The sequence below is a fragment of the Chroococcidiopsis sp. SAG 2025 genome (assembly GCF_032860985.1).
Taxonomy (GTDB): domain Bacteria; phylum Cyanobacteriota; class Cyanobacteriia; order Cyanobacteriales; family Chroococcidiopsidaceae; genus Chroococcidiopsis.
The window spans coordinates 3366586-3380871 of sequence record NZ_JAOCNC010000001.1 but is presented as its reverse complement, the minus strand read 5'-3'; the positions used below and the strand labels follow the sequence as shown (position 1 = coordinate 3380871).

Below are 14286 nucleotides of genomic sequence, written 5' to 3'. Positions count from 1 at the left end.
TGCACCAGTTTTCCACTATTTCTATGTAAGCTCGAAGGGGACATTTGGCTGGTGAGTTACTTGGCATAAATTACTACGTACTCGAAAGAAAATATTCTTAAAAAAGTATCAGATAAATGAGCCATTCGGATTCTAAACGCACGGAACCAGAAAATCAAACGATAAAGCCAGAGGATGATACAGTATCTCGCTCTGGAAATGTAGTATCGGTCGAAAAAACTGGTGAGGTGCAAGACAATTCCCCTCCCGAGCGAGTACGGACAAAACCTTCCTCTAGACAGAAGCGCAAGTGGGTATCAATTATAGGCGCGATCGCTATCCTTCTGGGTGGGGGCTTTTTGGGTTGGCAGTGGTGGCAGCGTCAAGAGCAAGGTCAGTCACCACCAGGACAAAGCCAGCCACGGACTGTCCCCGTCAACACGGCAACAGTTACCTCTGGCACTATAATTGAAAGTTCGGAATTTATTGCTAATTTGGAGTCGCGGCAGTCGGTGACTCTTTTGCCGCAAGTTCAGGGACGAGTCGCGCAAATTTACGTCCAACCAGGTACTCAAGTCAAAGCTGGGCAACCGCTGGTGCAAATCGATCCTGACGAGCAACAAGCCTCCGTATCGGGTGCAGTTGCGGCAGCAGCAGCGGCTCGCGCTCAAGTCGCAACGGCGCAAGCTACATTGCGATCGCTCAGAGCAGAAAGGCAAGCCACTCTATCCGATCTAAGACTGAGCCAAGAGCAGTACAAACGATATTCTGCTCTAGCTGGTCAAGGAGCAGTATCGCGAGAGACGAGAGACCAATATTACAACCAACTGCAAACAGCCCGCGCTAATTTGAATGCGATCGACAAGCAAATCGAAGCGCAGACATCGGCAGTCGCTCAAGCTCAACAAGCCGTACAGCAAGCAGAGGCAAATACTAACCAAGCGCGAGTGCAACTGCAATACTTCCAAGTCAACGCTCCCTTCGCAGGTACGGTAGGCGCGATTCCCGTCAAAGTTGGCGATCTCGTCACGCCTTCGACTCAACTAACCACCGTGACTCAAAATCAACCTTTAGAAGTGAATGTCTCTATCCCACGGGAACGGGTGGCACAAGTGGAGATCGGTACGCTAGTAGAATTATTAAACGAACAGGGAGAGCAAATCGGTACGAGCAAGGTATTTTTTATCTCGCCCCAAGTGACAAACGACACGCAATCGGTCTTAATTAAAGCATTATTTGCCAATTCCCCTACCCAAATCCGAGCCGATAGCTTTGTCCGCGCCAGAGTGATTTGGAACCAGCGACAAGGAATTCTGATTCCCACAACAGCAGTATCGCGGGTTGCAGGGCAAACATTTGTCTATGTGGTACAACAGACAAAATCCCCAGAGGGGCAAACTCAACTAACGGCTCGACAGCAACCAGTGAAGTTAGGTGATATTCAAGGCAATAGCTACCAAGTGCGATCGGGATTGCAACCAGGAGACAGAATCGTTACCTCTGGTTTACTCAACCTCAGAGATGGCGCTGCGATCGCCCCCGTGCCAGAGCAGGGAGCAGGGACGAGCTGGGAGCAGGGAGCAGGGGAAGAGAGCTGAGCGAGCAGTTTTCTACCAACTACCAATTACCAATTACCAATTACCCCTTATCATGTTCGTAGATTTCTTCATCAAGCGCCCTGTCTTTGCTAGCGTCTGTACCATCATCATTCTGTTGGCAGGAGCGATTAGCATTCCCACGCTACCTGCTGCCCAGTACCCCGAAATTAGTCCGCCTCAAGTCAATGTCACGGCAAACTACACTGGAGCTAGTGCAGAAATTGTCGAAAACACTGTTACAACTGTATTAGAGCGGGAAATTAACGGCGTTCGCGGTCAGAGGTACATTAGTTCTAGCAGTAACAACGATGGTAGCAGCTCGATTTCAGTCACGTTCGAGCCGACTCGCGATCAAGATTTGGCAGCAGTTGACGTACAAAATCGCGTATCCATCGCCCAAGCACAGTTACCAGAAGCAGTGCAGCGAACGGGGGTGACTGTAACAAAGCGGTCTAGCACTCTATTGTTGGCACTCGGGCTGTTTTCCGAACAGAACAAATACGACCCGATCTTTTTAAGTAATTATGCCGATCTCTACCTCGTAGATGCTCTGAAAAGAATCGAGGGCGTTGGCGATATTACAATTTTCGGCGAGCGCAGATATGCGATGCGCGTGTGGTTAGACCCTAACTTACTCGCCAGTCGCAATCTTACAGCACAAGATGTAGTCGCGGCGCTCAACGAACAAAATATTCAAGTTGGTGCGGGGCGCTTGGGTCAACAGCCGCTCCCTAACGACCAACAATATCAAATTGACGTGCGGGCGCAAAGTCGCCTGCAAGATGCCTCCGAATTTGAAAATATCGTCCTCAAAACTGGTGCAGATGGGACGTTGGTGAGGTTGAAAGATGTCGGTCGGGCAGAATTAGGAGCAGAAAACTACGATTCCTTCTTGCGATTCAGGGGACAAGATGCTGTAGGCTTGGGGGTTTACCAGTTACCTGGTAGTAATGCCTTGGAAGTTGCTAGTGCAGTTAAAGCTGAAATTCAAAGACTGTCGCAAAGTTTCCCTCCAGGCATGAGATATGATGTTGCCTTTGACACGACTTTATTCGTGCAAGAATCGCTTTCTGAAGTCGTAATTACGCTACTGATTGCGATCGCTCTAGTTATTACTGTCATCTTCCTGTTTCTGCAAAATTGGCGAATTGCCGTCATTCCTGCGATTACAATTCCTGTCGCTTTGATCGGTACATTTGCTTTTATCAAAGTTTTCGGATTTTCGATTAATAGCTTGACGCTGTTTGGTCTAACTTTAGCTACGGGGATGGTGGTAGACGATGCGATCGTCGTAGTTGAAGATATTTCCCGCTTGTTGCAACAAGAAAACATGGAGCCGCGTCAAGCTGCATCGGTAGCGATGCACGAACTACTAGGTGCAGTCATTGCCACGTCTTTAGTGTTGATGGCGGTGTTTATTCCCGTAGCTTTCTTCCCAGGCACTACAGGGGTATTGTACCGTCAATTCGCGCTGACAATCGCCTTTTCGATCGCCATCTCTACCTTTCTTGCTATTACGATTACGCCTTCTTTAGCAGGTATTTTACTGCGACGAGAACAAACTACAGGCGGCTGGTTAGGTCGAGTTTTTCACCAAATCAATCGTTTTCTTGACTGGTTGCGCCGCGGTTATCAAAAAATTCTCCATCGCCTAGTCAGAATCAAATACATCGTTTTGGCGCTATTTGCTGCTGCGATCGCCTTTACAGCTTGGTTGTTCGTAACTGTGCCTACGGCTTTTTTACCAGAGGAAGACCAAGGATATTTTATTACATTGGTGCAGGGTCCGCCTGGAGTTTCTTTAAACTATACAGATGATGTGATGCGGCGAGTTGAAACGCAAATTCTCAAAATTCCCGAGGTGCAATCGACTTTTACTGTCGGTGGTTTTAGTTTTAGCGGCAATACTGCTAATAATGGAATTATTTTTACCTCGCTCAAACCTTGGGATGAACGTAAAGGTACGGGGCAGTCAGTTCAAGCGATTACGCAGAAGTTAGGCGGACAATTAGCAGCAATTCCGCAAGCAAGAATTATTCCCACAAATCCGCCGGCAATTCCTGGTTTGGGTAGCATTGGTGGCTTTCAATTTCAATTACAAGACAGAGGGAATGTTGGTTTAGATACCTTATTACAAACAGCTAATCAATTAATCGGTAGAGCCAGTCAAACAGAGGGATTGCAAAGAGTATTTACAACTTTTACTGCTAATACACCACAGGTAATAGTAGAAGTTAATCGCAACCAAGCTAAAGCACTACAAGTTTCTATTGACGATATTTATAACACGTTGCAGACCTTTTTAGGTTCGCAGTACGTGAATGATTTTAATTTAGAACAGCGCAGCTATCGCGTTTACGTACAAGCAGATGGACAGTTTCGTAATAATCCCGATGATATTCGCCAGCTCTACGTGCGATCGGCACAGGGAAGGATGATTTCCTTAGCTAATTTAGTTAAGATTACTCCGACAACCGGAGCGCAAACAATTAATCGTTACAATTTATTTCGCTCGATTGAAATCACTGGTTCGGCGGCTGAAGGTTTCAGTTCTGGCGAAGCAATTCAAAAGATGGAACAAATTACTGCTGAGGTGCTACCACCTAATATTGGTTATGAATGGTCGGGAATTACGGCGGAGGAATTAGAGTCTGGCGGACAAGCACCAGTCATTTTTGGGTTAGGAATCGTTTTTGTCTTTCTAGTTTTAGCAGCTCAGTATGAAAATTATCTCGATCCTTTCATTATTCTCTTAGCTGTACCGCTAGCTGTTCTGGGTGCATTATTGGCTCTAACTTTACGCGGTTTTCCCAATGATGTCTACGGTCAAGTTGGGTTAGTGATGTTAATTGGTTTAGCAAGTAAAAATTCAATTTTAATTGTAGAATTTGCCAATCAATTGCGCGACCGCGGGTTGTCAATTACGCAAGCAGCTTTAGAAGCGGCTCAAGAACGCTTGCGACCGATTTTGATGACGGCAATTTCTACTCTAGTGGGAATTTTCCCCTTAGTTGTAGCGACTGGAGCGGGAGCGGGTAGTCGTCAATCTTTAGGTACGGCTGTATTTGGTGGAATGCTGGTAGCTACGGTTTTGAGTTTGTTTGTCGTACCGATTTTGTACATTACATTTGAGTCATTTGGCGATCGCTGGTTTCATAAAGGTCGCAAGTCTAAACGTTCTCAACAACAATTATCAGATCCAGCACGGGAGTCAGAAGTCACTCGCTAAGTTTTACTTGTTTAATGACCACCTTTAAAGGTAGTCATTAAATCTGATAGCAACGTCTCAAAACTAACTTAGGAGGAATCATGAAAATTCTAGTTGTTTACTACTCGATGTACGGTCATACCTGGAAACTAGGGTAAGCCGTTGCCCAAAGGGCAAGCAAAATTCCTGAAGCTGAAGTCATGCTGCGTCGGGTTCAGGAATTTGAAGCGGTCGAGCGCATCATCGACCAAAACGAAGCGGCTCGTCAAGTGCGGCAGCAACAGCAGGACATTCCCATTTGTACCGTTGACGATCGGCGATCGGCAGATGGAGTCATTTTTGGCTCTCCAACGCGCTACGGGAGCATGATGGCACAAATGAAACAACTAATCGACACTAGCCGTAAACAATCGCTTTACCGTGAAATTGCGCCTAATGCTGTTAATGTTGCTTTTTGAGCAGTCGTCAACAGTGATTCCAATCCTTATTAATTGTGTCATGGCTCGTCACTATTGTTTGATGCAATACCGATACAACTTGCGCTGAGTAATATTTATTTCCTTAGTCATCTACTCTCAAATCCACTAGCATTTTTTACTTGCTAGTCAATCACCCTTGCTCACTCAGTTTTACTGAGTTATCGGGATAGCTTAAGCTGAGATGGCTATTAGCCTCTATCAATCTTGTCTGAGCTTAAATTTCAGTGATGATCGACTGTCTGAAGTAGTAAAATATTTTCAATAGATATTTTTATACACTCCAATAGATATTTTTATACGCCCCAGTATCTTAATACCAATTTTTACTATAGAATGACAATAATATTAGTCAAAATTGCATAAAATTTAAAATTTTGTTACGCTAATTATCATTCACTTGGTATATATCCCGAGGAGGAGTATTCTTCTAAAAAGCGGAAGATAACTACTACTAAAACAAAAGAAAAAAAAGAAAATTATTAGTTTTAATGTACTTCATAAGTTAGAACTTCATCATAAGTATCTATGAATGCTTGGATAGCAAACCTTTTACATTATCTAGCGCTGATGAAGTCGTCATATAATATGTTATGGAATGAGAGACAAATCAACCGGATGAAACTTTAAGTAGTAAAAAATAATTTTCTATACTAGAATTAATATGTTAACCGTTTACTTTAGCTCTACAAGTATTTTAATTTAACTAGACATTTATTTTTTGTAGCACAGCAAAACTTTTGTTGTAAATTTGTTTTTGATTATAGGTTCAGCCTACTAATCAAATGGCTTTCTGCAAATTTTTCATAACTATTCAATTCAACTTAATTTTTATTCCTCATATTTATTGACATATGGCACGACGCTCCCTACAAGCATCTACTACAGGTATTGAAAAAGCGAAAAGGGCTTTTAGACATACGCAATGGACGCAAGAAGATCTAGCATGTGAAGTTGGAATTGAAACACGCCAACCAATATGGAAGTTTTTCGCAGGCAAACCGATTGAGCGACAGACATTTCTAGAAATTTGTTTTCGTCTAGGTTTAGATTGGCAAGAGATTGTAGCTCTACCAACTGATAGCATATCGGCAAAGCAAGAGAACGAGAACGACGAGAGAGCGAATCTCGATACTTTAGTACGAGCAGCGCGATCGCATTGTCACGATAGAATTCAAGCAGAGTATGGCGCTATACGGTTATTAGATACAGCCCGACCAATAGAGTTAGAAGATATTTATATTAAACTAGATGTATTCGAGAACGTTACAAGTAATAGACGGTTAGACAAATCTCATTTAAATTGCTCTAGGGTCGAAGATCCGAACTGCCAGAGTTGTAATGAAGTTCGTCAAAAACACGTCTCAGCAGCACAGGTAATTGAAACTTATTCTAAGCTGACGATTCTAGGTAAACCAGGTTCTGGCAAAACCACACTTTTGCAGTACATTGCTATTCAATGTAATCGGGGTGGCTTGTTTCCAGATCGGCTACCAATATTTGTCCGACTAAGAAGCTTTGCCGAGGATGCTAGCAAGACTCAACACTTTAGTTTATTCAGCTATATTAGTCAAGAGTTGTGTAAAATCGGATTTTCTGAGCCGCAGATTGAAACTTTACTTCATCACGGTCAAGCATTGTTTCTACTAGATGGCTTAGATGAAGTAGAAGAAGAGTACAGAGCAGAGGTTCAGCAACAGATTAGTGTTTTGTCAAAAGATTATGACAAAAATCAGTTTATAGTTTCTTGTCGCACTTCCACACCGTGGTACTGGCTTGAGAAATTTACTGATGTTGAGATAGCTGATTTAAACTTCTCTCAAGTCGAAGCATTCGCTCAGCAGTGGTTTGTAAACGTCAGTAATAACCCCAGAGAAGAAGGGTTAGTACAAGCAGATCGGTTTGTAAAAGAACTAAAGCTGCCTGAAAATCAGTCAATTTATAGTCTTGCTAGAACACCTCTTTTTCTGCACCTAGCTTGTTCTCTATTTCAAACCAATTTAAGCTTTGCTGCTCAACATGCTGAGTTATACAAACAAGCATTAGATATTTTGTTAGTTCGGTGGGATCGCGTCAGAGGAATTAAACCAGATAAAAGTCTTTATCAGTTATCTTTACCTCATAAGATAAAACTACTCAGTCATATTGCCGCTATTACCTTTGAGCAAGACAACTACTGTTTTACGCAGAGTAATCTCTTGCACTATATCAAAGACTATCTTCGCACTTTACCCAATACTCCATCTGATTCAGAAGAACTTTACTTCATTAGTGAAACAGTGCTAAGGTCGCTCTTGGTAGAACATGGAGTCATAGTAGAACAAGCTCAAGGAATCTACTCATTCTCATATCCCACTTTTCAAGAATATTTCACAGCTAGAAATATTGTTGCTAATCTTGAGCCAGAAGCTTTAAATAGAAATCTGAGGCAGTTGACTATCCACATGAGCGATCCTCGCTGGCATGAAGTTTTTCTATTTGTTATGGAAATGATAGAAGATGCCGCTCCTCTAATTCAGTTAATGCAACAGCGCAGCGATGAGCTGGTAGATGCTGATGAGAAATTGCAGCAGTTCCTGATCTGGCTTCAGCAGAAATCTCTTTCAGTCGAAGTACCTTACGAACCTGCCGCAGTTCGTGCTTTTTATCTATCGTTGGAGCTTCACGGCGAATCAGAACCAGCTTACGACTTGTCTCTCTCCATTGAGATCGATCCAAGACTTACGAGTAAACTGACTTACGATCTATATTTGGATCTAGCTTTGAAACGCTTGCTATCCATAGGACTTACTATCTGCGATCGCCCGTCTGAGGAACAAATTCTTGCTATAATCTCTGCCTTTCCTTATAAGATAGATCTCGATTGTCACTCCAAATTGCAAAATTTACTAGAAGAACTTAGAGAACAACTACCCAACCCTCAACAAAGCCAAGAAAAGCTCAAGGAATGGTGGAGTACCAATGGTCAAACTTGGGTTGAGGAAATGAGGTCTCAGATCCTCTGGGAGCGTAATATCGGTTACCAATGGCAGTTTAGCGAATATCAGAAGGCAATACTTCAGCAATACTACGTTGCTAAGTACTTAGTAGTAAAGTGCCTTAAAAAGAGTCGTGAAATCAGTTTTAGCGTACGAGCAAAAATTGAGGAAACATTGCTTTTGCCAGCATTACTGAAAGTTTTGCAATAGGAGGTAATCTTCTGGACTTGTTACTTAGTTGTATTCTATAGAGGCGAGATATAGGCAGCGATTTTATTTCAAGTTCGATTTGCCAGTATGCTTGCCTATAGAACCAGCGAGAATCAATCCGTGCCAATGACATCTGTTAGAGGTTGCCCTTAGGACACGTTACAGATCATCAAAATTAGCTGAAAGAACAGAAGCAGCGAGGAATAGAACAGCTCAACTGCTGAAAGCAATAGCGGCAGGGGTGACAACAGTGTATTGTGCATTTTTTAGGTTCTGCCTGTCGGTAGTGCTACCTATTGTGTTGAGCCAATACTTAATTCCCCTTGTACATTTCAACAGGCAGAATGTTGACGATATCGAGAGCGAGTGCTGAAAAATTTCGAGAAAAAAGCTCAAGCCTTTGATATAGAACTCATTTGTATTTCTCTGTCTACTGAAGGTTTTTCTTGAAATGCTACAGCAGTAATGCAGTTTTTTGTTACCCTCGATACAAAAATTAAGCAAAATCTTCTCTGAAACCGATCGATATTTGAGAATCACTTAACTCAAACAAAAAACAAACAACTCACACAAGTTGTACATTAAGTCATTCACTTTCTTAGACGCGATCGCGAATAGGCTGTTTGCATACTGTTATCAGTAGCGTACTACCGAGCAACAAGTAGTGAATTAGCGTTGTGCATTCGCCAGCTTGGTCTCTTTACTCGCTTTCATTTTACAATACTAAATTTTTACTCACTTATGTCGATCGCAATCCCTAATTCTCACCCCAAATCTTTACCCAGTAAAGGGCGTTGGCAATTTCATTTAACTCTTGGACTAATTACTAACGCAGCTATTTGGATTTCTGCCTTACTTTATCTAAAGTTTGTACCACCAACTTATACTAGTCATTCAGCGATCGCCGTACCTGGAGAAGGTTCATCTGTTAATGTTAATCTACCTAACATTGGAGAAGCTTCTTATCAAAATTCTACTCCGTACTCTGGCGGTTCTACTCAAGATCCGAGAGAAAACTATAAATTTATAGCTGAAAGCGAACCTATACTGAAAGCAGCAGCAAAGCATCTGAGTATGTCTCCAAAGCAGTTTGGTGAGCCACAGATTAAGCTAGTAGTCAACAGCGCTATTATGGAGGTAAATTTTAAAGGTGCTAGTCCGCAGGAAGCTCAAAATAAATCTTTGACTTTTTACCAAGTTTTTGAAACAAAGCTCGATCGAATTAGAAATCAAGGAGTAACTCGAAGAGATGTAGCTTTTCAAATAGCTCTTAATACTTCCAAAAAAAAGCTAGAAATTGCTCAAAAACGTCTTTCAAATTATAAAAGTCATTCAGGTTTGAACTCTAGCGATCGACTCAGAGAGCTTTTAGGAACTATTGAACAATTACGAAGACAAAAAGCTGAAGTTTTAGCTCAACAGCAGCAAGCCAGCGATCGCTTGAAACAAATATCAGCCGATCTAAATTCATCAGCTCAACTAGTAGCAGATGCTTTGACTCTTAAAACAGATCGAGTATTTCAGCAGAACTTAAAAGATTATAGTGAAACGAAGGCTGTTCTGGATGTTTTAAGCGCCAAATTCTTGCCTAATGCCCCTATGGTGATCGAACAGGAAGCTAAGAGAGAAGCTACGGAAAAAGCCCTGCTAAACCAGAGTCAGTTTCTCTTAGGAAGACAAATCAGTTTAGCGAGCCTGCGGCAGTTGAACCTTAGTAGCAACTCTGACTCAGCACGAGAGCAGTTGTTCCAGCAATTAATGACAGTTCGAGCAGATCGAACAGGGCTTCAAGGTCAAGCTCAGAGACTAGACAAGCAAATTATTCAATTTGAAGATAGACTAAAAAAATTGACAGAGCAAGAAAATACTCTAGATGCTCTCAAGCGTGATGTAGAAGTTGCTAAAGCAGTTTTCTCCTCTACCCTAGCAAAATTAGATCTTGGAAAATCAAACATTTTTGGCTCCTACCCATTAATGGAAATTGTTACAGAACCTACTTTAGCTGATACTCCCAGTTGGCCGAGACAGGAATTTGTTTTGGTAGGCACGATATTATGCTCCTTGTTTGTAAGTACGGGACTAGGATTGCATTGGTTGCGCCAAGGTAAAACATCAACAGGCAAATGAGTTTATTCTGTGCGTTCAAAGCATATACAACTGCGATTAAGCTCCAACTCATTACTAAAATTTTACAGAGAAGGGAAATTTCCTGAAAATGGCACCTCAAAACTTTGAAGAAAAAGTAGTTTGGTATTCCCTAATAGGAACGTATATATTCTTTTTGTTGGGAGCGCAATATGTTGTCATACCTGCAATCGCTTGGTTGCTGACGTTATATGTATGTAAAAAACTTTGGATTCAAACTGATAAAACTTTAGAAGAAGAAAAAGTTGTTATTCCCTTTCAGTTTGGATTTGGCTTATTTCTATAATAATTATGGGATTGGGAATGATTGTTGGTCACGTAGACTTTGAATTAGGGTTATTTAAGATAATTGCCTCAACAGCTAACTGGGCTAGGAGGTGGTCTCTCTGGGCACTATTTCCTCTAATTAGTTGTCTCAATATCAGACCAGCACTGATTTACCGAGCAGTTTGTATCCTTTGTTTACAAAGCTTAATTATAATTCCCATTGCATACATATTAATAGCCTTAAATATACCAGACAGTGCATACATTTCTCCACTAAAGTTTTTAGGAGGTGGACCTATATATTATGCAATATCACTTCATAGTTTTGATATTGATACTAACCAAGTTCGTCTATCCCTGTTTGCTCCTTGGGCTCCTGCTTTAGGATTAGTTGCTAACATCTACTTCTTACTTGTGCGTGAAGAACAGAATAAAAATTGCGATGGATAGGCATAATTAGTTGTATTGCTATGATTGTATTTTCCGTTTCGCGAGTGGCTATTATATGTCTTGTTATCATTCCATTGTTAACTTTGTTTCTAAAAAATCAATCAGCCTCTAGTACACGTTATTCTAGGAATATCAAGTTTCTTTGGTGCCGTTTTTGCGAGTTTAGCGATCGAACTATTGGAACTTTTTGAGAAGCTATTTAATAGTAGTAGAGCCAGCTCTTCAAAAGTTAGAAAAATTTTAAGTGACATGGCTCTATACAAATGGGAAAAAGAGGCTCCTATTTGGGGACATGGAGCTACTGAAGAAAAAGGACCTATTATTGTAGCATCTATGCCTATTGGTAGTCATAGTACATGGTCTGGTCTTTTATACGTTCAAGGACTAGTGGGTTTTATCGCGTTTATATTTCCCCTTTTTGGAGCTTTATAGATCTGCTAATGAAAGCACAAAGGAATAAGATTGCCGAGATTGGATTGAGTATATTGTTAGTATTATTTGTATTTACTTTTAGTGAAAACATAAGTGACTTAGCTTATGTTTATTGGTCGGGTTTGTTAATAATAGGAACTGCTTTCAGAAGCAAATAAACAGTAGATTGTATTTTCGGTCGTGTATATAATATATGGATCGCAATTTCTGTTGCGTAGAAAAGTATTGTAAGAATAAGTTGTGCATATCTGAAAAATAAACAAAAATAGAGCTGACTTTGAAAAATACTAAAAATGAAACCTAAAATACTTCAGATCGTAGGAGATAATCAGATGGGTGGAATTAAATCTACCCTTGATGGATTAGTGAAGTCTTACTTATCCAAAGAATTTGAGTTTAGTGTTTTGTCTCTTAATTCAAATAAGTCAATTTTCAAGTGTTTATGTTTAAAGCCAGATGTCATTATGTGTAGTCAGGCTTCTCGTCTTAAAAATTTGCCAGTTTTAAGACTGCTAAAATTACTAAACCCTCATGCTAAAATCATTATCCGCGAACACCATTATTCCCAAGGTTACGAACAATTTAATGTCTCTGATAAAATCCAGTTTCATGAAATATTGAAACTAAATTATGGTTTGGCAAACCAAGTGATAGCAATTTCACAAGCCCAGGTGGAATGGATGGCAAAAATTCTTTAATTTTACCTAAAAGTTAACATTGATTCAACAGTGTACGCCTATACAAAAATTTTTACACTGACTCAAAACCTAGAGACAAAACTCTAACTTTAGCAGCATATGGAAGGTTTTGCTCGCAAAAAGGATTTGATATTTTGCTCAAGGCTTTAAAAATGCTTCAACACATTCCAATCAGGCTATACCTTGGTGGTGAGGGATTGCAAGAAAATGAACTCAAGGAATTAGCTCGCGGATTAGAAAACACTAAATTTGTGGGACGTGTTGACGATTTACCTAGTTTTTTGCAGAGAGCTGATGTTGTAGTGATTCCCTCCCGTTGGGAACCTTGGGGCAACGTTTGCTTAGAGGCTAAAGCAGCAGGTAAGCCAGTTATTGCTTCCAATATCGATGGCCTAACCGAACAAGTTCAAAACTGTGGTATCCTCACGCCACCTAATAATTCAGAAGCACTAGCTCAAGCAATTGAGTATTTTGCTTCACTGCCACAAACTCAGTTAGAAGCTTGGGGAAGTAAAGGTCGAGAGTCGGTTAGAGGATCTTGGGATCGATATTTAAGTCAATGGCGAACTTTGCTTTGGGAGGTTCTAGAGCTTTGATTAACTTACTATGGCAGAAATCATCGAGTCCGTTTATTCGTAATATGAGTTGGCTGGGAGCTTCAGAACTCTTTATTCGTATTACCCGTTTACTCACTGTTATTGTCTTAGCTCGTTTACTTAAACCCTATGATTACGGTTTAGCCGCACTCGTACTGACAACAAATGAATTTGTCGATGTTTTCACTCATAATGGAGTTTGGGCTAAGCTAGTTCAAGTCGATGCAAAAGATTTAAAAAACTTTTGTCAAACTGCTTTTTGGTTAAATTGGCTGATTTGTGGTTTACTATTCATCGTTCAATGCTTAGTTGCCTTTCCAGTTGCCTGGTTCTATCGTGACAATCAAATTATTCTGCCTATTTGTGTTTTAGCTTCCATCTATTTAATACTTCCCATTTCTCTAGTTCAAGCAGCGCTAATTCAGCGAGAAAATCGTTTACACGTGAGTGCAATTATCAGTGGCTTACAAAATTTAATTGCAAGCGTACTGTCTATTATCTTAGCTTTTTTAGGTTTTGGTATGTGGGCTATGGTTTTACCAAGAGTTTTAGTAGCTCCTATTTTCGTCATCGGTAACTATATTTATCACGACTGGCGACCTTCTCGAATTTTGACCGTGAAGCATTGGCAAGAAATTATTAAATTTGGTCAAACTATTCTTGGGATTGAACTATTGAACACTTTGAGAAATAATTTAGATTACATCATAGTAGGACGTTTTCTAGGAGTTCAAGCTTTAGGAATCTATTACTTTGCTTTCAATGCTGGACTGGTACTTACTCTTAGTGTAGCTAGTGCTATAGATCGAGCGCTATTTCCTCATTTATGTGATGCTCGCACAAACTTGAAACAATTTCGATGCCGTTATCTCAGTAGTTTAAAAATAATTGCTGTAGTTATCGTGCCTTTGATTCTATTGCAATCTAGCCTAGCTCCTTTCTACGTCCCCATTATTTACGGGCATAAATGGATTCCTGCAATTCCCATTCTGATCTTAATTTGCTTGTCAGGAATTCCTCGTCCTTTCGCCACTGCAGCCTCGTTGAGTATATGGGCGCTAGATAAGCCACATTGGGATCTCGCATGGAATTTTTTCTTTACAGTAATTTTTGCCTTGGCAGTATCCATCAGTACTAACTGGAACATTTTAGGAGTTGCTGCAGCAGTTTTGTTAGTTCATGCAACTGCTCTGCCTGTTTATACGTTTAGAGTGACACGGTATGTTTTCCGAAGAACAGTTTGTTAAAT

Annotated in this window: 9 protein-coding genes and 1 pseudogene; all 10 read left to right on the top strand. The window is 40.8% G+C overall.

The features are described from left to right. Nucleotides 1–116: 116 nt before the first annotated feature. Complete coding sequence (locus tag N4J56_RS16350) at nucleotides 117–1577, top strand: efflux RND transporter periplasmic adaptor subunit (RefSeq protein ID WP_317107393.1); 1461 nt, start codon at nucleotides 117–119, stop codon at nucleotides 1575–1577. Between the two features lie 52 nt (nucleotides 1578–1629). After that, nucleotides 1630–4806 carry an efflux RND transporter permease subunit gene (locus tag N4J56_RS16345; RefSeq protein WP_410500518.1) on the top strand — a complete coding sequence of 1059 codons (3177 nt, stop codon included), beginning with the start codon at nucleotides 1630–1632 and terminating at the stop codon, nucleotides 4804–4806. A gap of 179 nt (nucleotides 4807–4985) precedes the next feature. Beyond that, a complete protein-coding gene (locus N4J56_RS16340; RefSeq protein WP_410500339.1) occupies nucleotides 4986–5243 on the top strand; it encodes an NAD(P)H-dependent oxidoreductase in 258 nt (85 codons plus the stop codon). A gap of 872 nt (nucleotides 5244–6115) precedes the next feature. Next, entirely contained in the window at nucleotides 6116–8449 is a 2334-nt protein-coding gene (locus N4J56_RS16335) for an NACHT domain-containing NTPase (RefSeq protein WP_317107391.1), read from the top strand. A 741-nt stretch (nucleotides 8450–9190) separates the two neighbouring features. Further along, nucleotides 9191–10576 carry a hypothetical protein gene (locus tag N4J56_RS16330; protein WP_317107390.1) on the top strand — a complete coding sequence of 462 codons (1386 nt, stop codon included), beginning with the start codon at nucleotides 9191–9193 and terminating at the stop codon, nucleotides 10574–10576. Nucleotides 10577–10664: 88 nt separating this feature from the next. Further along, the gene (locus N4J56_RS16325) at nucleotides 10665–10880 is read left to right on the top strand and encodes a hypothetical protein (RefSeq protein WP_317107389.1); all 216 of its coding nucleotides are present in this window, start codon (nucleotides 10665–10667) and stop codon (nucleotides 10878–10880) included. Nucleotides 10881–11488: 608 nt separating this feature from the next. After that, on the top strand, nucleotides 11489–11743 hold the full coding sequence (locus N4J56_RS16320; protein ID WP_317107388.1) for a hypothetical protein: 255 nt from the start codon (nucleotides 11489–11491) through the stop codon (nucleotides 11741–11743). Nucleotides 11744–12075: 332 nt separating this feature from the next. Continuing rightward, on the top strand, nucleotides 12076–12441 hold the full coding sequence (locus tag N4J56_RS16315) for a hypothetical protein (protein ID WP_317107387.1): 366 nt from the start codon (nucleotides 12076–12078) through the stop codon (nucleotides 12439–12441). Nucleotides 12442–12563: 122 nt separating this feature from the next. Further along, a pseudogene (locus N4J56_RS16310) lies at nucleotides 12564–13037 on the top strand (glycosyltransferase family 4 protein); the annotation flags it as partial. Next, on the top strand, nucleotides 13001–14284 hold the full coding sequence (locus tag N4J56_RS16305; RefSeq protein ID WP_317107386.1) for a lipopolysaccharide biosynthesis protein: 1284 nt from the start codon (nucleotides 13001–13003) through the stop codon (nucleotides 14282–14284). The pseudogene N4J56_RS16310 and the gene N4J56_RS16305, both read left to right, overlap by 37 nt. The last annotated feature ends 2 nt before the right edge of the window (nucleotides 14285–14286 follow it).